The sequence below is a fragment of the Corallococcus sp. RDP092CA genome (assembly GCF_041903675.1).
GTDB lineage: Bacteria > Myxococcota > Myxococcia > Myxococcales > Myxococcaceae > Corallococcus.
In genome coordinates this window covers 25,117-44,269 of the sequence record NZ_JAYESI010000023.1, presented here as the reverse complement: position 1 = coordinate 44,269, position 19,153 = coordinate 25,117, and the positions used below count along the sequence as shown (strand labels likewise).

Genomic DNA, 19,153 nt, shown 5'->3' with positions numbered 1-19,153 from the left:
CACGAAGGCTCAGTCCGGCTCGCTCTGAACGAGCCCGTACTTGTGCAGGAGCGAATAGAGGTGCTTGCGGTCCAGCTCCGCCTCGCGGGCGGCGCGGGCGATGTTGCCGCGGGCGCGGCCCAGGAGGCGGGTGAGGTACTCGCGCTCGAAGGCGCGGACGAGCTCGTCCTTGCACACCTTGAAGGGCCCGGTGAACTCCACCGGCAGGAAGTCGCCGGCGGGGGTGGGCACGTCGCGGGTGAACTCGCGCAGGAGGTTGTCCCCGGCGAGCCCCGGGATGTCCACCATGTGCCGGGCGCGCTCCAGGGCGTTGCGCAGCTCGCGCACGTTGCCCGGCCAGGTGTGCCCCAGGAACTGCTCCTGGATCTTCTCCGGCAGCCGGGGCCACAGGCCCTCGCCCGCGAAGGCGTCCACGAGCAGCGGGATGTCCTCCTTGCGGTCGCGCAGGGGCGGCAGGCTGACGGTGAAGACAGACAGGCGGAAGTAGAGGTCCTCGCGGAAGCGGCCCGCCTGCGTCTCCGCCCACAGGTCCTTCTTGCTGGCCACGATGATGCGCGCGTCGAAGGAGATGGGCGACGAGGAGCCCAGGCGGCGGAACTCGCGGTCCTCGATGGCGCGCAGGAGCTTGGGCTGGAGGTCCAGGGCGAGGTCGTCGATCTCGTCCAGGAAGAGGGTGCCGCCGTGGGCGCGCTCCAGGCAGCCGATGCGCTGGCCCACCGCGCCGGTGAAGGCGCCCTTCTCGTGGCCGAACAGCTCGGATTCGATGAGCGAGTCGGACACGCTCGCGCAGTCGAAGACGACCAGGGGCCCGGCGGCGCGGGGGCTCAGCTTGTGGATGGCCTTGGCGCCCGCGCCCTTGCCGGAGCCCGTCTCGCCCACCAGCAGCACGGTGGAGTCCGTGGGGGCGATGCGCTGGAGGAGCGCGAAGATCTGCCGCATGGGCACGCTGCGGCCCACGAGGTCGCCCAGCCGGTCCTCGGCGGTGGGCTCCACCTGCACGGGGGTCATCTGCGGGCTGAAGCGCAGGCGCACGTCGCCCACTTCCAGGAGGGCGCCGGGGCGCAGGTAGGCCTCGCGCACCTGGGCGCCGTCGAGGAACGTGCCGTTGGTGGAGCCCAGGTCCTGGACGAGGAAGCGGTCGCCCTGGCGGCGCACCACCAGGTGGTTGCGGCTGACGGTGGGGTGGTCGATGACGACGTCGTTGTCGGTGGCCTTGCCGACGCGCAGGTCCTCGGTGGCGAGCGGGTACACGGTGCCGGCGCGCTCGGTGTCCAGCAGCACCAGGTGGAAGCGCTGCGCGGACAGCCGCTCTCCCTGCGCCCGCGCGGCGACGACGGTGTGCGTGGGGATGGGGGCGGGAGGCACGAGGGGCATGAGCGGGCGGGGATTCTAGACGGCTTCGGGCCCGCGCGGGCTGTCTGTCGGTGCGGGCCGTGCCCGGCCGGTGGGCGGCCGGGCTCGGCGCGTCATGGCGTCGTGGCGGGATACTTCGTCCACCATGCATCCACCCCTCCCCGGAGGGGGGCGAAGAGGTCGCTGCCCGTCTCCCCCCCGAGGTAGGCGTTCCCCTGGGCGTCCACGGCCAGTCCCCGGCTGAGCGTGGTGAGGTCGGTGTCGCTGGGATGCAGGGCCACCCAGCGCAGGGTCCCCTCCGGGGACACCTTCCACAGGCCGCGGTTGCGGCTGTTGCGCCCGGCGATCAACACGTCGCCCCGGGCGTCGCACGCCAGCCCGCCGAAGGCGACGCCGGGCTCCGCGAAGGTGGTGCGCGTCCAGGCCTCCCGGCCGGAGGCGTCCAGCTTGAGCAGCCACGGCGTGAAGCGCTGGGACGCGGGGACGAAGGCGCCCAGCGCGTAGACGTTGCCCTCGGCGTCGGTGGCGAGCGCGGTGCCCTGGGCCCGGTTCAGGCTGTACTGGCGCTGCCACACCCGCGTCCCGTCCGGCGTGAAGCGGGCCACGAAGAGGAACTGGTTGCTGACCTCGCCCAGCACGTACACGCTGCCCCGGGAGAAGGTCACGGCCTTGAGGACCTCGTCCTTCTGGAGGCCCCACACGCGGATCCACTCGGTGTTCCCGTTCGCGTCGAGCTTCACGAGCAGCGCGTCCCCGCCGGAGGAGGGGTGGTGCGGCTGACCTGGGAAGCCGCCGGTGGTGGTGCCGGCGGCGTACACGGCGGCGCCATCCGTGGCCACGCCGAAGAAGGCGTCCATCCCCTCCGAGCCGAGCTGCCGCACCCACTGCCTCACGCCGTCCGGCGAATACTTCGCGACGAAGCCGTCGCTCTCGCCGACCAGGGGCCCCCAGAGGGCGCTCCCGGTGGTGCCCGCGACGAACACCTGGCTCCGCGCGTCCAGCGCCAGGGCCCAGGCGAGCTCGTCGCCCGGCCCCCCCAGCGCGCGCGACCAGGCGAGGCGCCCGTCCGGCGAGCGCCGCCCGACGATGGCGTCCCAGCCTCCCTGCGGCGTGTAGCTGAAGGCGCCCCGCGTGGCCCCGGTGAAGAACAGCGCCCCCGTGTTGCCCACCGCGAGCGCGGAGACGAGGTCGTCCTCCGGGGTGCCCTCCTGGACGCCCCACACGGGGGCCGGCGGTGGGGCGGCGGGGGACTGCGGGCCGCCGGTGCAGCTCTCCTTCGCGCCCACGTCCGGGCCGCCCTCGCAGGCGGGCTCCCCCGCGCCGTCGTCCAGGGCCATGTCGCGGGCGGGCGAGCCGGGCTCCGTGTCGCGCGCCGTCGAGGAGAACAGGGGATCCCCCACGCGGCTGGTGCCACCGGCGTCCAGGGGCGGGAAGCCGGGGCAGGCGCTCCAGCCCTCCAGGTCGACGGGGTCGAAGTTGCAGCGCAGCAGCTTGCCGGTGTTGTTGGCGAAGAGGTTGTAGCCGCTCTCCAGGCCGATGACGCCGGCGCGGTTGGCGCCCAGGTAGTAGCCCTGGTCGCCCTTGAAGAGGTTGTTCCAGATGTCGACGTCGACGACGTCGGGCGTGGTGATGTCCTCGCCCACGGAGACCGCGCCGCCTTCGAAGCCGTCGAAGGTGTTGTGGTACAGGTCCACGCCCTTCACCTTCGTCATCCGCACGCCGTCGGACGTGCAGCGCGTGCCGCGAGGGGTGGGGTCGTGGAAGACGTTGCGGCGGATGACCACGTTGGCCAGCTGCTCGGTCGCGCCGGTCCGTCCCAGGCCCATGACCCGGCAGGCGTCGGATACGTCCACCCCGTCGATGAGCACGCCCTGGGCGTCGAAGTGGATGAGGATGGCCTCGCCCTGGCTGGAGTTGCCGCGGGCGTTGCGGGTGGGGCGGAAGTGGTGCATCCGCCCGCCGCGCAGCGTGACGCGGTCGCAGTCCTTGATGTCGACGGCGTTCTCCGTGTTGCCGTCGAAGCGGGCGCTGTTCGCGAAGGTGTTGCGGACCATGAGCACGTCGTGGGGGCGCCGCGTCCCCGTGCCTGGAGGCTCCACGTAGGCCGGCCCCACGCACTGCACGCCGTCCCCGGAGTTGTTCTGGAAGACGTTGGACGTGAGCAGCACGTGGTGGCTGTCCGGGTAGATGCTGACGCCGTGGCCGTCCTCCCGCGTGGCGCAGTGGCCCCCGGAGGCGCAGACCAGCCCCACGGCCGGGTCGGGCTCGTAGGCGGCGCAGTCCGCGGTCGTCTGGCAGGTCGTGTCCTCCCGCAGGTCGCTCCAGTTGAACGTGCCGGACAGGGTGGTGCGGTCCACCTGGATGTGGTGGGCGCCCTCGGCGATGAAGAGGGCCGTGCCCCCGCCGCCGCCGGACAGGGTGGAGCGGCGCAGCAGCACGTGGTGCGTGGACTCGCCGGTGAAGCGGACCAGGGGGCTGCGCACGCCCGCGCCGTCCAGGTCGAAGCCGTCGATGATCCAGTGGCTCCGCGTCACGTCCATCAACGGGCGGGTGCCGACGTTGCGCAGGAGCGGGCGGTCGCCCGGGCGCGCCTGGAGGAGGATGGGCGCGTCCTTCGTCCCATCCGAGGCCGTGGCCCAGGTGAGGTTCTCCTCGTAGAGCCCGCCGGCCACGTACGCGAGCTGTCCGGGCTGGAGCCGGGAGACGGCGTCCTGGATGCGCCGCCAGGGATGCGCCTTGCTGCCGTCCGCGGGGCCGGTGTTGGACGCATCCACGTACCGCACGGCGTCTGGCGGAGGCGTGGGCCGGGAGGAGAACACGGTGAAGTCCTCCGAGCCGGCGACGATGTCCCGGTCCAGGCCCGCGTAGGCCGGGAGGACGGGGAGGAGGACGGTGACGAGGAGGCGGAGACAGGCAGGACCACACTTCACGGAAGGGACTCCTGGCGGATGACGATGGTGGCCGCGCCACTGCGAAAGCCACGCCGGGGCAGGGGGTGTCCTGTCGCGAAAGGACGTCTCGTCCGCGGGGGAGGCGCGCGGACGCGGCGCGGCCCATCGAGGGGAAGCCGGTGGCTCCGACTGGGTGCGGGGCTGCCCAGGCATGGCAGCGCCCGAGCCATGCCGTGGTCCCGCGCTCGCCCGCGTGGGGCGTGGGAGGGCGGCGTTGCCCGGAGCGCTTCCTGTCCTGGCGAGGGGACTTCCGGGGGAAGGCCTCGCGGCGGCCCTGGAGGGGGCCGAAGCCGGGAGCCCCGGGGCGTTGACCCCGAGCGTTGGCGGAGCCGCCTCGCGCGTTCAAGGACGACGGCCGCCCTCCCCAGGGTGGGGAGGGCGGCCGGGTCAGGACTTCGGTGTGGAGGGGGCGTCAGTCGCCTTCGTAGATGCCGATGAGGCCCGGGGTGACGACGCCTGTCTTCGCGTTCTTGGCGCCCTCGAAGGAGACGAGGACGCGGCGCCTGCCGGAGGAGCGGTCGAACTGGATGTCGGACACGCTGCTGGCGGAGGTCAGCACGTTGCCGAAGACGTCTCCGCTGTACTTCACCGTGCCGCTGCCCTTCAGGCGCGTGATGCCGCCCCACCAGTTGGCGCCCACCCAGAGGCTGCCGTCCCACGGGTCCGTCGCCACGGCGGACGTGGGCGCCATCGCGGGGTTGCCGCCGCTGGCGGGCGTGTAGTTGACCAGGTCGCGCATCACCTGTGCCTCCACCGCGCCGTCGGCGCTCAGTCGCGCGAGGCCGTAGTAGAAGGAGCTGACCCACACGCCGTCGTTGGACGCGGGCGCCATGCCGGAGACGTTGTCGTCCACGCGCTGCGCCGGGGTGGGGTAGCTGGGCACCGCGTCAGGCCAGATGTCGACGCGGTTCCAGTCGTAGCCCGGGTCCTCCGTCTGGCTCTGGGCCGCCCAGTAGTTGTCCCCGTTCGTGCCGTAGCGGAAGCGCGTGGAGCGCAGCTGCCCCCCGAAGAAGACGTCGTGGTTGTCCGCGATGGAGATGCCGTAGTAGCGGTCCGACAGCAGCTCGCCCTTGGAGCCGGAGATGGCGGGGTGCACGTGCTCGTAGAGGCCCGCGCACTCGAACTCCCACTTGAAGCCGTCCGTCTCCCAGGGCCGCGGGTCCCAGCAGTACGACGGGACGATGCCGTTGAACTTCGCGTCACCCATGGCGAAGCCGTGGTTGCCGCCGAACCAGACGAGCTCCTTCACCGGGTCGTAGGCGATGCGGTAGATGGTGCAGAGCTTCTCGCGCCCGCGCGGCTCGGCCTTCACCTTCTTGGGGCCGGTGTGGATGTCGTAGTGCACGACGTCGAGGGTGCCGTCGGCCTTGAGCGTCACCTTGTCCGCGTCACCGCTCTTGTAGACGCTCGCGTCCGGCTCGCGGTGGGCGTTCTCCGCCTGGTCCCACTCGTCCTCGCAGGAGGGCATGCCCGGCTGGGGCGGCTTGCCCGCGTAACCGACGAACACCGTGCCCGCGGGGCCGCCCGCCACGGAGATGACCTTGAGGTACGGAACGCCCGGCGGCGCACCGCCCACGCCGTCGCGCATGCGACCGAAGGGGCGCAGGCCCTCGGACATCGTGAAGCGCTGAATCGTGTCGGAGCCCTTCTTGATGAGGAACAGGCCCTCCTCACCCCCGGCGATCCAGACGTTGCCGCCCTGGTCGGCCGTGATGCCGTACACGTAGCGCGGCGCGCCCTGCTCCTGGTTGTAGAACGTCCACCCCGGCGCCGAGGGGCGGGGATAGGTCTGCACCTGCTCCGGCGTGCCCGCGTCGGTGCCCGTGCCGGCGTCGGTGCCCGCATCCGTCCCCGTGCCCGCGTCGGCGCCCGCATCCGTGCCCGTGCCCGCGTCGGGCGCCTGCGTGCCCGCGTCCGTCCCGGTGCCCGCGTCCACCTCGCCCGTGCCGGCGTCCGCCAGCTGTGGGTCCTCCACGGGCGTCACCGGGACCTCCGGCTCGTCCACCCGGCGCGTGTCACCGTCGTCCCCGCCACACCCCATCCACCCCAGCGTCCCCGCCAGGAGGAGCGCTCCCGTCCACCGCCACCCGTGCCTCATATCGACGCCCACCTCACCCCTGTCCGGGGGAAGGTCCCCCGGCGCGAAGCCATTGTTCACGGCCATCAAAGCAAGGAGGGTGCCAGCCCCTGGGGGTCGGCCAGCGTCGGAACACGGGCAGTGTGCGTCGGCTGCGCGACAGCGGATGGGCAACCGCGTACCCACTGTGTGAACGCCGGAGTCCCGGGAGGGGGGCCAACCGTGCTAGGGCCTGGGCAATGGCTGGGAACGACGCACGCGGCCGCACCCCGTTGTCCCTGGTGGGACAGGAGCCGGACCTCGTCTTCTACACACGGCATGCCTCGGAGCACGGCGGGCCCGTGCTCGTGCTGGGCGCCGCCAATGGCCGGGTGCCCTGGGCGCTGGCGGGCCACGGCTTCTCCACCGTGGGCGTGGACCCCTCGGAGGCGATGATCCGCTCCGCCGAGGAGCGCCGCGCCTCCGAACCCCCGGACGTCTCCGAGCGCACCCGCCTCATCGCCGGGGACCCGCGCGCGCTGCGGCTGCCCGAGCAGTTCCCGCTGGTGCTCGCCCCGCAGCACGCGCTGGGCCTGATGTCCGGCCGCGACGACCTGGAGGCGTTCCTCGCCACCGTGCGCCACCACCTGGCCCCCGGCGGCACCTTCATCTACGACGTGCTCAACGCCCCGCGTGAACCCGTGCTGCCCCGCGACGACGACGAGCCCGGCGCCGCGGTGGAGCCGCGCCGCCCCCTCTTCGCCCTGCACCTGCGCGAGCGGCGCCCCGCCGGAGGCCCCAGCCCCATCCGCCGCCTCAAGCTGCGCCACTTCCTCCCGGAGGAGCTGGAGACCGCCCTCACCGCCAGCGGCCTCACGCTGCGCGAGCGCTACGGCCGCTTCGACGGCAAGCCCTTCGACCTGGAGGACCTGCGCCAGATTGGCGTCGCCGGGACTTGAGCGCCGGCGTCAGCGCTCGAAGCGGTAGCCCAGGCCGCGCACCGTGAGGAAGTGCCGGGGCGCCTCCGGGTCCGACTCGAACTTCAGCCGCAGCTGGCGCATGAAGTTGTCCACCGTGCGCGCGCTGCCCTCGTAGTGGTAGCCCCACGCGCCGGACAGGAGCTCCTCGCGGGTGAAGATGCGGCCCGGGTGCGCCAGGAAGTGCGCCAGCAGCTTGAACTCCTGCGCCGTCAGCTCCACCGGCTGTCCGTCGCGCGCCACCGTGCGCTGCGCGAGGTCCACCTTCACGTCTCCGAACGTCACCGGCGGCTGCGTGGTGCCCGTGGCCCCGAACCTCCGGCGCAGCACCGCCTTGATGCGCGCGAGCAGCTCCTGGAGCCCGAAGGGCTTCACCACGTAGTCGTCCGCGCCCAGGTTGAGGCCCAGGATCTTGTCCGCCTCCTGGCCCCGCGCGGACAGCACCACCACGGGCGTGTCCCGGCCGCGCTTGCGCAGCTCGCGGATGAGCTCGTAGCCGTTCAGCTCCGGCAGCATCACGTCCAGCACCAGCAGGTCCGGCGCCTCGTCCAGCGCCTTGGCCAGGCCCGTGCGGCCGTCCTGGGCCTGGAGGACCTCGTAGCCCTCGAAGCGCAGGTTCATGGACACGCCGGTGAGGATGGACAGGTCGTCCTCCACCACCAGGATGCGCTGGGGCTTCTCCTCTTGAGGGACGGACGTGCTCATGCGTGGCCCACCGGAAGCTGGATGGTGAAGCAGCTGCCCTGGCCGGGCTCGCTCTTCACGGTGATGCGGCCGCCGTGCGCGTCCACGATGCGCTTGCTGATGGCGAGCCCCAGGCCGCTGCCCTCCGTCTTGCGCGTGAGCAGGTTGTCCACCCGGTAGAAGCGCTCGAAGATGCGCTTGCGGTCCTTCCTGGCGATTCCCACCCCGTTGTCCTCCACCGACAGATTCACGTGTCCGCCGTCCCTGCGTGCCCGGAGGGCGATCTTGCGGTGCGTGGGCCCGCTGTACTTGTAGGCATTCTGCAACAGGTTGAGCAGCGCGCCCGCCACCGCGACCCGGTCCACCTCCACCCTGGGCAGCCCCTCGTCCACCTCCACGGTGAACTCCATGCCGTCGCCGTGCCGCTGCGTGCGGAAGGCCGCCACCGCCGCGTCCACCACGGTCGCCACCGGCAGGGACTCGCGCTGGTACACCTTGCGGCCGCTCTCGATGCGGGCCCAGTCCAGCACCCGGTCGATGAGGTCCGACAGCCGCTCGGTCTCCTTCGTGAGCAGGTCCAGCACCTCCTGCTGCTGCGCCGGGTCCTTCAGCCGGCCCAGGGCCAGCGTCTCGATGAACATGCGGATGGAGGTGAGCGGCGTGCGCAGCTCATGGCTCACCAGCGACACGAAGTCCGTCTTCATGCGCGACAGGCGCGCCTCGCGGTAGAGCACGCGGGCGGTGTAGCCCACGCCGAAGGTGAGCGTCAGGTAGAACAGGCCCAGCAGCACGCCGTACACGGCGCGGTTGCGCGTGGAGGCGCTCGCCACCGGGTCCTCGCCCATGGGCAGCACCACCAGGCGGAAGTCCTGCAGCGGCGCGGACAGCACCCGCTCCGCGAGCACCGGCGGCCCCAGCGCGTTCTGCCGCGCCTGGGCCACCTCCGACATCAGCCGGTTGACGAGCCCGCCCTCGCTGGACGTGTCGCGCGGCACGGGCAGCAGCGTGAAGCGCACCGGCTCCGACGTGGCCCGCCCCTGCGCCTTGTCCGACAGGAGCGCGTCCAGCGCGGCGTTGGACAGGCGCACGCCCCGCACGGTGGAGCCCTGGCGCTCGGCGGCCACCATCACCGCGCGGCCGCTGGTGGCGAGCGAGAAGACGGTGGGCACGGTGGGCAGCGAGGCGGCCTCCGGCACCAGCGCCGCCAGGGCCTCCGCCAGCTGCGGGTCCTTCGTGCGCACCAGCCCGTTCTCCACGTGGAAGGTGCCCTCCGGGTCGGACAGCTCCTGGTCGTCCGGCAGCAGGAACGCCAGCCGGTCACCCCACTGCACCAGCCGTCCGCTGTTGAGCGCGCGGGGCACCTCCGCGGACAGGTCCGCCAGCGTCCCCCGCCACGCGGCCTCCAGGCGCTTCTCCACGGCCGCGCGCTCGTTGATGATGGCCACGACGCCGAAGCCGGACAGGCCGGCCGAGGGCAGCACGACCAGCAGGATGAGCAGCGCGAACGTGCGCCGGAAGCTGAGGATGACGGGCGCGGGACGGGTCACGACCCTGGAGTGTCTACACGCGATGGCGCCCGGGTGCTCGCGGCTTTTGGGGGAGGGGGGAGTCTTCCCGACATGGTCTGGAGCCGCACGGAGGGTGTGGAAGGCGTCGACTTCGGAGGGCGGCTGGGGGAGCATGCGGCGCGCGGGAAGGCGTGTGAGCAGGGCCGGCACGCTCCCGCCAGGCCGTGGGCTTGCGCGCGGGGTGGGGCCGGAGGAACGCGCGACGCCTTCACGGCAGGGGAGGGCAGTTCCGATGCGACGGCAGGGATGGGCCGCGCTGTGCGCGGTGACGACGCTGGTGCTGTCGGGATGCAAGGAGCGCGAGGTGGCGGGCACCTGGAGCAACGCCTCCGGGTCCGTGGCGCTCAGCCGGGATGACTCGCTGCTCTACGTGGTGGACGCGGACAACGGCATCCTCGCCGTGGTGGACACCGCGCGCTGGGAGAAGGTGTCCGAGGTGCGGGTGGGCCCGCGTCCGGAGCGCGTGACGGTGGGCCCGGACGACACCGTGTACGTGACGAACCGGGGGGGCAGGAGCGTGTCCGTTATCCGCAAGGGGGACGCGGTGGAGGCCGCGCGCGTCCCGGTGGGCGTGGAGCCCACGGGGCTCGCGGTGTCGCCGGACGGGCGCACGCTGTACGTGGTGAACAGCGCCACGCGCGAGTCCGCCGCGCGGGGCAGCCTCACCGCCATCGACACGGACTCGCTCACCGCGCGCTGGGAGCTGCCGCTGGGCGAGGAGCCGCGCGGCATCGCGCTCCTGGAGGAGGGTCGCAAGGCGGCGGTGACGCTGTTCCGCCAGGGCGACGTGATGACGGTGGACCTGTCGGACGCGGACCAGCCCCGGCTGCTGCGCGCAGGCACGGACCTGCTCGCGAAGGCCAACCGGCCGTCGGCCGCCAGGGCCGTCGGGACTCCTTCGTCGTTCGACGCGCCGCTGCCCGTGGAGACGGGGCCGCGCGTGTTCCGGTCGCGCGGCATGGTGGACCTGTTGAGCGCTCCGGACGGACGGCGCCTCTTCGCGCCGGTGCTGTGGTCGCGCGAGGACCCGCTGGGCGGGCCCGTGGACGGCAGCGCTCCGGACCTGGGGGGCTCCATGTACGGCGGCGGGACGCCGTGCGGCGCCGCGGCGGGCGGCGGCGTGGTGGCCGCGGGCCTCGTCACCTTCGACGCGGAGGACGAGGCGCCCCGGCCGGTGGTGGACGACCTGGACGAGTGCAGGCCGCCGCCGGAGGAGAAGCCGGACTATCCCACGTCGCTCATCGCGAGCCCGTCGTTCACGAAGCCCCTGCAGGGGCCGTCAGCGGCGGTGGTGGACCCCACGGGCGCGTGGCTGTTCCTGGTGAACCAGGACTCGAACAACGTGGCCATCCTGCCGTCGTATCGCCGCTCGGGGTCGGACCTGGAGAGCGAGTCGAGCCCGGTGCGGCAGCTGGTGGACGTGGGCGCGGGCCCCAACGGCATCGCGCTCACGCGGGACGGGCGCAAGGCGTACGTCTACAACGCGTTCGACCACACGGTCAGCGCGCTGGGGTCCAGCGGCGACGCGCTCGGGGACATCCGCGAGGTGGGCGAGCGCCTGGTCATCGCGGGCGACACGCTGGCGCCGATGGCGGCGGCGGGCCGGCGGCTGTTCTTCTCCGCGGTGGATGCGCGGATGACCAGCCCGTTCGTGGCGGTGTCCTGCGCGTCATGCCACCTGGAGGGCCGCGAGGACGGCCACGTGTGGGGCTTCCCGGACGGGCCGCGCCAGACGCCCAGCCTGGCGGGGCGCATGACGACGGCCACGGCGCCCTTCCACTGGAGCGGCGAGTTCTCCGCGCTGGGCGACTTCATGAGCGCCACGGTGAAGGACCGCATGGGCGGACAGGAGCTGGACGAGGACACGGTGGCGAAGCTGGGGGCGTTCATCGACGCGATCCCCGCGCCGGACAACGCGTTCCGGGGCGAGCCGCTGACGGCGCAGCAGGCGCGCGGGGCCGCCCTCTTCGCGCAGGCGAAGTGCGACACGTGCCACTCGGGCGTGGCGTTCACGAACAACACCAACGTGGACGTGGGCACGTTCGTGCGCTCGGGCGTGCTGCAGGACGCGGTGGCGGTCATCCGGTCGGGGCTCAACACGCCGTCGCTGCTGGGCGTGGGCCGCACCGCGCCGTACCTGCATGACGGCAGCGCGCCCACGCTCAAGGCCCGCCTGATGAACGGCCGCGAGTCGAACCTGCACGGCATGACGTCGCAGCTGTCCGACGCGGACATGGACGACCTGGTCGCGTACCTGGAGACGCTCTAGCGGGAGAGGGGGCACGGCGCAGCCCGTGCCCCGCTTCCGGTCGTGCCGCTCGCTGAAGTCCACCCGCGACTGGCGCTGGAGCGGGTCGAGGCGTGCGGCAGGGACGGGGTGAAGCGTCGCGGGCTACCGCGGCGCGGACGCAGCGGGCTTCGGTGCGGCTGGCGCGGGCGCAGGGGGCACGGGCTTGTGCGGAACCGGAGCCCCGGGACGCGGGGCGGGGACGGGCGGGGGCGCCAGGGGCTTGGGGGCCGAAGGCGCGGAGAGCTGATCCGTCGTCCCCGTGCGCGGGGCGGTGAGGCTGTCCAGCGGCTCCAGCGGCGCGTCCTGGAGGAGGCCGTCCCCCGCGTCGACGGGAGGCTCGGTGCCCGCGTCCGCCGTCGGCTCCCCCACGCCGTGATTCGACGTCACCGCGAGCCGGGCCACGTCCATCGCGCGGTCGGGGTCCTCGCCCAGCCAGGTCACGATGACGACGCACGGCGTGTCGTCATCCCACGCCACCACCTGCGTCATGCCCTGCACGGGGTTGCGGCGCGCGGCGGCCCGGCCCAGGCCCGGAATCTCCTCGCCGCCCGCGTTCAGCATGGGCGCGAGCAGCGCGCGCACATCCGCGTTCGCGTAGCTCGGCTGGCAGTCATACGCCACCGACACGGTCACGTTCGCCTGCGCCGTCGAACGCAGCGAGCACAGCGGCCCGCATGTCGGACACGCCCGCTCCTCCTTCATCGTGAAGCCGTTCAGCGTGAGGTCGCGCAGGTCCGCTGGCAGCAGCTCCTGGCACGAAGGCAGGGCCAGCGTGGACGGCCGCCCCGGCAGCCCGATGCTCCCCGCGTCCGACGCGTCCGTGCCCGCACCGGGCCTGGTGCACGCGCCCAGGGCGAGCGCCATCAGCAGTGCTCCCCGTCCGACCCTCATCCCGTTGGTTCTCCTCGCCGACGCCATGCGCGCGGGCGCGGATGGTAGACCGTGCCCGCCCTCCGTCATCAGCATTGTGGCGTGGCTGCCGCTTTCCGGACGCGCCCGGAGGGCGGACGGGAGGAAGGGCAGGCCGGCCTCGTTCACGGCCGGAGCGTGGGCTAGGCTGCCTGCCGTCCTTCACCATGCGCCTCCCCGGTCTCCTCAGCCTGACGGTCCTGGCCCTGTCGCCGGCCGTGCCCGCCCGGGCCCAGACGCCCCCACCGCCCCGGAGCGCGGTCCCCGACGAGTCCTGGAGCGGCCCCGGCAAGGCCGCCGCCGAACCGCCCGCCACCCGTCCCCAGGCCACACCCGCGGAGGAGGTCCCCGCGCCCACCCCCGAAGTCGAGGGCTGGGAGTCCTTCCCCGGCACCTCCGCCCCCGTCCCCGCGCCGCCGCCTCCTCCGCTGCCCGAGGCACCGCCGCCGCCGTCGTCCGGGGCGCCGCCGCTCGACGAGCCCCCGCGCCGCCGCGTGAGGGCCCCGCGCCCGCCCCTGGCCCCGAACCGCTACGGGCTCTACGGCGGGCGCTCGCTGGGCTCCGGACACATGGGCGTGGGCATGGAGCTGGGCTTCCCCTTCGTGTCCGCGCGCGGCGTGTACGGCGTCCTGGAGCGCCTGGACCTGGGGCTGGGCGTGGACACCGTCTACGGCCTGATGACCGAGCTGCGCGCCAGCGCCCGCCTCACCCTGCTGGAAAGCGACAACGTCAGCCTCGCCTTCGGGGTGGACGGCGGCCACGCGTTCTTCCTGCGTCCCCCGGACACGGAGGACAAGGGCGCGCGCTACCTGAGCGGCCGGCGCGACTGGAACGTGGCGCCGGGGCTGGTGATGTCCTTCCAGGGCGACGGCCCGCGCGCGTGGCGGCCGTACCTGGACGTCCGCGCGCTCATGGCCTTCGACATGGACCCCGTCCAGAAGGATCCGCTGTCCGGCGTGCCGCCCGCGTGGAAGCTGGATGCGGCCGTCCTCGTCCGGATGGGCGCGGAGTTTCCCGTCGGAGAGAAGACGTCCTACGCTGTCTCGCTGGGCGGCGACTTCCGCAGCCGCTCCACGGACGCGGAGTTCATGCCCACGCTCTCCGTGGGCGTGGTGTCCACCCTGTTCTGAAGTCCCCCTCCCCCGTCTCGACCCGAGGTCATCCCATGCGCGGCAGTGTCATTGGTGCAGGTTCGTTCGGTACGGCGCTCGCCAACGTGCTCGCGGTGAATTGCGAGGAGGTCCGCCTGTGGGGCCGTGAGCCCGCCACCGTGGAGGCCATCAACACCCGCCACGAGAACGCCACCTACCTCAAGGGCATCCCCCTCTCCGAGCGCGTGCGCGCGACCACGGACCTGGAGGAGGCGCTCGCCGGGTCGGAGATGGTGGTGCTCGCCACGCCCAGCCACGCCACGCGCGAGGTGCTCGCGCGCGCCAAGGCCTTCCTGCCCAAGGGCGTGCCGCTCGTCACGGTGTCCAAGGGCATCGAGAACGGCACGCTGCTCACCATGACGGAGCTGCTGGAGGACTGCCTGCCGGAGGAGTTCCACCCGTACATCGCGGTGCTCTCCGGCCCCAGCTTCGCCAAGGAGCTGGCCCGGCGGATGCCCACGGTGGTGACCATCGCGTCGCACTGGGACAAGGTGGCCCAGCGCTGTCAGAAGGCGCTCCAGACGGACACGTTCCGCTCGTACACGTCCACGGACGTGGTGGGCGTGCAGTACGGCGGCGCGCTGAAGAACGTCATCGCCATCGCCGCGGGCATGGCGGACGGCCTGGGCATGGGCCACAATGCGCGCGCCGCCATCATCACGCGCGGCCTGGCGGAGATCACGCGGCTGGCGGTGCGCAAGGGCGCCAACCCGCTGACGCTCTCCGGCCTGTCCGGCATGGGCGACCTGGTGCTCACCTGCACGGGCGAGCTCAGCCGCAACCGCCATGTGGGCATGGAGCTGGGCAAGGGCCGCAAGCTGCCGGACATCCTCGCGGAGATGAAGGAGGTCGCCGAGGGCGTGAAGACGGCGAAGAGCGCGCGCGACCTGTCCCTCAAGACGGGCGTGGAGCTGCCCATCTGCGAGCAGGTCTACCTCATCGCCTACGAGGGCAAGAACGCCAGGACGGCGGTGGTGGACCTGATGACGCGCCAGCCGAAGTCGGAGCTGTCCGGCGGCTGAACGGCGCCGCGGGGGTTAGTAGCGGCGCGGCCTGGCCTCCGGGCCGGCGCCGCGCACGCGCCACACGGTGAGCCGCTCGGAGTTGGTGTGGCTCAGGACGAGCCCCTCCGACTGCATCTCCTCCAGCAGGCGGTTCGTCTTGAGGCGGTCCAGCCCGATGCTGCGGCCCAGCATGTCGCCGGGCATGCCGCTCAGGTTGTGGCGCAGCTCGTTGATGATGGCGCGCTTGAACTCGTTCTTCTGCAGGCCGTCCAGGTCCTGCGACCGCCACGCGGACAGGATGCCCCAGCCGATGAGCAGCAGCGTCACCACGGCGATGACCGGGTAGACGATGTGGCTGTTCTTCTCGAGCAAATCGATGTAGCCGGTGGTGATGGACGAGACGGGCCGGTCGTAGTCCGGCCCGGAGTCCTGTCCGGGCAGGCCTTCGATCTGGGCCGTCAGCAGCGGGATGAGCAGTTTCAGCGCGGGAGCCAAGGCCCCCCGACTCTACGGGGAGGGCCCCCGCGCCGACAACCCGCCCGCCGTCACACCACGCCGATGGACTCGGACGCACCCTCGGCGAACAGGGTGGTGTCCGCCTTGGCCAGGAGCGCCGCCAGCCCCTCGCGCTTCACCGCGCTGATGGCCACGCCGCCCTTGGAGCGCAGCAGCGACTCCACCTCCTCGGCGGACAGCTGGTCCGCCTTGTTCCAGACCATCAGGCGCGGCTTCTCCATCAGGCCCAGCGAGTCGAGGATGTTCTCCACCGCCTCCACCTGGTCGTCGCGCGCGGGGTCGCTCGCGTCCACCACGTGCAGCAGGAGGCTGGCGTCGTACAGCTCCTCCAGCGTGGCGCGGAAGGCCGCCACCAGGTCCTTGGGCAGGTCCCGGATGAAGCCCACCGTGTCCGTGATGATGACCTCGCGCTCCTGCGGGAAGCGCAGGCGGCGGCTCGTGGGGTCCAGCGTGGCGAACAGCTTGTCCTCCGCCAGCACCTCCGCGTTGGTGATGGCGTTGAGCAGCGTGGACTTGCCCGCGTTGGTGTAGCCCACGATGGAGATGACCGGCACCTCGCGCCGGTTGCGCTGCGCCCGGCGGACGCTGCGCTCGCGGCTGATGAGGTCGATGCGGCGCTCCAGGTGGGTGATGCGCTCGCGCACGCGGCGGCGGTCGATCTCCAGCTTCGTCTCACCCGGGCCGCGGCCGCCCACGCCACCGCCCATGAGGCGGCTGAGCGAGTCATCCCCCTGCACCAGCCGGGGCAGCCGGTACTTCAGCTGGGCCAGCTCCACCTGGAGCTTGCCCTCGGCCGTCTGCGCGCGCTGCGCGAAGATGTCCAGGATGAGCTGGGTGCGGTCCAGGATCTTCAGGCTCGTCGCGTCCCCGATGTGGCGGCCCTGCGACGGGGTGAGGTCCTTGTCGAACACGAGCAGGTCCACCATGGACTGCATGGAGCGCAGGTTCAGGTCCTCCAGCTTGCCCCGGCCGATGAGGTAGCGCGGATCCGCCTCCCGCTTCATCTGGAGCACGCTGTCCACCACCTCCACGCCCGCGGTGCGCGCCAGCTCCTTCAGCTCCGCCAGGGACGCCTCCGCCCGGGCGCGGTTGCCGTCCAGGCACACCGCCACCAGGATGGCGCGCTCCTTCCCGGACACCGTGCGCGCGGCCGCCTTGCGGTTGAACTCCTCCTCCAGCGCGTCCAGCGTGGCCAGGAGGTCCGGCTGCTCGCCGTGCACGGAGGGCAGGGTGGACACGTGCCAGAACTCACCCGAGCCGTTCTCCGGCACCAGGTAGGCCCAGTGCAGCACGCCGGGCAGGCCGCCGCTCCCCACGCCCACGGCCGCCACGCAGTCCAGGCGCAGGAGCGCGAGGTCCGTGAGGTCGTCCTTCGTCAGGGGTTCGCTCTTCAGGTGCGTGTGCACCAGCCGCAGGCCGCGCAGGCGGATTTGACCCGCGCGCGCACGGCCGATGTCCGGCAGCTCCAGCTTGTGCGCGTTGCCCACCACGACGTGCTCGATGTCGCCCTTGCGGTTGATGAGGACGCCCACCTGGCGGTTGAGCTCGTGCGACAGCTCGGTGAGGTGGCGGGCAAGCTCCGCGGACACGATTTCGCGCGGATCCACGCGGCGGCGGAAGGTGTTGCGCAGCCGCTGCTGCTCGCTCGACTTCAGGCCCAGGGTGTTGCCGTAGATTTCCTTCAAACTGTCTCTCCTGGCGCGGGCATCGGACCGCCCGCGCCGCATTCAAGGCATTGGATGGACCGGGGCCGCTCGCGTTTCATGACAAAGACCTCCTCCAGTCCCGCGCCGCGAAGCCTGGTGAACAGCCAGCCGCCGCGCGTCCCTTCCCGTTCCAGCCTACGCTGCTTCCCGTGACTGATTCCGTACGCAACGCCCTGCGGGGGGCCCGCCGCGTGGTGGTGAAGATCGGGACCAACGCGCTGACGAGCGCCACGGGCCGCTTCGACCGCGCCCACTTCGAGTCGCTGGGCCAGGACCTGCTGTGGGCCGCCGGAGGCCGGGAGCTGGTGGTGGTGTCCAGCGGCGCCATCGCGCTGGGCATGGAGCGGCTGGGCCTGCCCGCGCGCCCCCGGGACATCCCCGGCAAGCAGGCGTGCGCGGCGGTGGGGCAGAGCCGCCTGATGCAGGCGTACGAGGAGGCGTTCGGCCACGCGCCCCGCACGGTGGCCCAGGTGCTGCTCACCCACGAGGACGTGCAGGAGCGCCGGCGCTACCTCAACGTGAAGCACGCGCTGGAGCGCCTGCTGGCCGCGGGCGTGGTGCCGGTCATCAACGAGAACGACACCGTGTCCGTGGACGAGCTGAAGTTCGGCGACAACGACACGCTGGCCAGCCTGGTGGCCGGCGTCGTGGAGGCGGACGCGCTGGTCCTCCTGTCGGACGTGGAGGGGCTCTACACCGCCGACCCGCGCAAGGACGCGCAGGCGCGCCTGCTGCCCGCCGTGCCGCGCGTCACCGCGGACGTGCTGGCCCTCGCCGGCGACGCCACCAGCGCGGCGGGCACCGGCGGCATGGCGTCCAAGGTCCGCGCCGCCGCCCGCGCCGCGGAGCTGGGCATCCCCTGCGTCATCACCTCCGGCGCGGTGCCCGGCCGCCTGCGCGGCGTGCTCCAGGGCGAGGCCGTGGGCACGCTCTTCGAGCCCGCCGGACGCCGCAGCGCGCGCACCGCGTGGATCGCCCACGCCCTGCGGCCCCGGGGCCGGCTGGTGGTGGACGCGGGCGCGAAGGAGGCCATCGTCACCGGCAAGCGCAGCCTCCTGCCCAGCGGCGTGACGGGCGTGGAGGGGGAGTTCGGCCGGGGAGACCCGGTGGACCTCACGGACGCGGCCGGGACGGTGTTCGCCCGGGGCCTGTCCACCTATGACGCCAACGAGCTCAAGCGCATCGCCGGGCGGCGCAGCGCGGACATCGAGGCGGTGCTCGGCTACCGCTACCTGGATGAAGCGGTGCACCGCGACGACCTGGCGGTGCTGTAGCCGCGGTCCGCGCAAGGCCGCCTTCGCTAGATGGAGCAGGAGACGGACTTCACCGTGCCGGGCGTCGGCTCCGTCAGGCGCATCAGCGCGCGGAACTCCGGGGAGTCCACCCTCATCAGGAGCAGCGACACCTCCAGCTCCCCCGGCACCCGGCCCAGCTGGAGCTTGCGCTCCTGGCCGTGCAGCAGCGCGAGCTGCGAGTGGCCTTCCCCCTCCGGCAGGGCCAGGTCCACCTGGAGCTGGAACGAGTCGCCCTCGCCCTTGGGCGTGAGCACCAGCCGGTAGTCCGGCACCGTGGCGCCCGGACGGCGGCGCTCGGCGCGCAGCGTGCGGCCCGCCTCCCCCAGCAGCTTGGGCTGGGCGATCAGCCGGCCGTCCCGCCGGACCTCCAGCGCGAAGTAGAGCGGCTCGTTGCGGGCGTGCGCCGGGGTGGAGACGAAGGCCAGCAGCACCAGCGCCAGCCCGGGAAGCCACTTCTTCAACAGGGAGGTGCGGTCCATGGTCGAGCCCTCGTCAAAGCTTCTGTCCGCCGCGTCGGCCCCATGGCGGACAGCGGAGCTTCCAGGAAGCCCTCTGTCGCTTCTCACCCAAATCGACAAGGTCCAAGGAATAACCCAGACGCGCCCCGAGTGCGAGCCCCACGCCCGGGGTTGTCTGCTGGCTTGCGGACGAAACGAGGGGTACATGGCGGTACCTGCTTGCCTGTTCAGTTGA

At 72.6% G+C, this 19,153-nt stretch carries 14 protein-coding genes; 5 read left to right on the top strand and 9 right to left on the bottom strand.

Translation table 11 applies throughout. The features are described 5' to 3' along the window. Nucleotides 1-9: 9 nt before the first annotated feature. From U8525_RS23400 to U8525_RS23390, 3 genes are all read right to left on the bottom strand, one after another. On the bottom strand, nucleotides 10-1,374 hold the full coding sequence (locus tag U8525_RS23400; protein WP_374268515.1) for a sigma 54-interacting transcriptional regulator: 1,365 nt from the start codon (nucleotides 1,372-1,374) through the stop codon (nucleotides 10-12). A gap of 92 nt (nucleotides 1,375-1,466) precedes the next feature. After that, nucleotides 1,467-4,283 (bottom strand): right-handed parallel beta-helix repeat-containing protein, encoded by a 2,817-nt coding sequence (locus tag U8525_RS23395; protein WP_374268514.1) that lies wholly within the window; start codon nucleotides 4,281-4,283, stop codon nucleotides 1,467-1,469. 433 nt (nucleotides 4,284-4,716) lie between these two features. Then, nucleotides 4,717-6,402, bottom strand: coding sequence for a hypothetical protein (locus U8525_RS23390; RefSeq protein ID WP_374268513.1), 1,686 nt, complete (start codon nucleotides 6,400-6,402; stop codon nucleotides 4,717-4,719). A 218-nt stretch (nucleotides 6,403-6,620) separates the two neighbouring features. Here U8525_RS23390 and U8525_RS23385 point away from each other — a divergent pair, with 218 nt between their 5' ends. Further along, nucleotides 6,621-7,319 (top strand): class I SAM-dependent methyltransferase, encoded by a 699-nt coding sequence (locus U8525_RS23385; protein WP_374268512.1) that lies wholly within the window; start codon nucleotides 6,621-6,623, stop codon nucleotides 7,317-7,319. A 9-nt stretch (nucleotides 7,320-7,328) separates the two neighbouring features. On the opposite strand, the gene U8525_RS23380 is transcribed toward U8525_RS23385, so the two are convergent. Beyond that, nucleotides 7,329-8,042: a response regulator transcription factor gene (locus U8525_RS23380; protein WP_374268511.1), complete on the bottom strand. Its 714-nt coding sequence runs from the start codon at nucleotides 8,040-8,042 to the stop codon at nucleotides 7,329-7,331. Beyond that, the gene (locus tag U8525_RS23375; RefSeq protein ID WP_374268510.1) at nucleotides 8,039-9,568 is read right to left on the bottom strand and encodes a sensor histidine kinase; all 1,530 of its coding nucleotides are present in this window, start codon (nucleotides 9,566-9,568) and stop codon (nucleotides 8,039-8,041) included. Before U8525_RS23375 ends, U8525_RS23380 begins: the two co-directional genes overlap by 4 nt. 253 nt (nucleotides 9,569-9,821) lie before the next feature. On the opposite strand from U8525_RS23375, the gene U8525_RS23370 reads away from it, so the two are divergent. Next, complete coding sequence (locus U8525_RS23370; protein ID WP_374268509.1) at nucleotides 9,822-11,858, top strand: c-type cytochrome; 2,037 nt, start codon at nucleotides 9,822-9,824, stop codon at nucleotides 11,856-11,858. 123 nt (nucleotides 11,859-11,981) lie between these two features. Here U8525_RS23370 and U8525_RS23365 read toward each other — a convergent pair whose 3' ends face one another. Next, entirely contained in the window at nucleotides 11,982-12,770 is a 789-nt protein-coding gene (locus tag U8525_RS23365; protein WP_374268508.1) for a hypothetical protein, read from the bottom strand. Nucleotides 12,771-12,955: 185 nt separating this feature from the next. Between U8525_RS23365 and U8525_RS23360 the strand changes: the two genes are divergently transcribed. Then, a complete protein-coding gene (locus U8525_RS23360) occupies nucleotides 12,956-13,918 on the top strand; it encodes a hypothetical protein (RefSeq protein WP_374268507.1) in 963 nt (320 codons plus the stop codon). A 35-nt stretch (nucleotides 13,919-13,953) separates the two neighbouring features. Beyond that, the gene (locus U8525_RS23355; RefSeq protein WP_374268506.1) at nucleotides 13,954-14,961 is read left to right on the top strand and encodes an NAD(P)H-dependent glycerol-3-phosphate dehydrogenase; all 1,008 of its coding nucleotides are present in this window, start codon (nucleotides 13,954-13,956) and stop codon (nucleotides 14,959-14,961) included. 15 nt (nucleotides 14,962-14,976) lie between these two features. On the opposite strand, the gene U8525_RS23350 is transcribed toward U8525_RS23355, so the two are convergent. Together U8525_RS23350 and hflX are read right to left on the bottom strand one after the other, a co-directional pair. Next, entirely contained in the window at nucleotides 14,977-15,438 is a 462-nt protein-coding gene (locus U8525_RS23350; protein WP_374268505.1) for a hypothetical protein, read from the bottom strand. 50 nt (nucleotides 15,439-15,488) lie between these two features. After that, entirely contained in the window at nucleotides 15,489-17,144 is a 1,656-nt protein-coding gene (gene hflX, locus U8525_RS23345; protein WP_374268504.1) for a GTPase HflX, read from the bottom strand. Nucleotides 17,145-17,314: 170 nt separating this feature from the next. On the opposite strand from hflX, the gene proB reads away from it, so the two are divergent. Beyond that, nucleotides 17,315-18,439, top strand: coding sequence for a glutamate 5-kinase (proB, locus tag U8525_RS23340; RefSeq protein ID WP_374268503.1), 1,125 nt, complete (start codon nucleotides 17,315-17,317; stop codon nucleotides 18,437-18,439). A 26-nt stretch (nucleotides 18,440-18,465) separates the two neighbouring features. Here the strand turns inward: proB and U8525_RS23335 are convergent, their stop codons facing one another. Further along, nucleotides 18,466-18,939 (bottom strand): hypothetical protein, encoded by a 474-nt coding sequence (locus U8525_RS23335; RefSeq protein WP_374268502.1) that lies wholly within the window; start codon nucleotides 18,937-18,939, stop codon nucleotides 18,466-18,468. Nucleotides 18,940-19,153 lie beyond the last annotated feature (214 nt).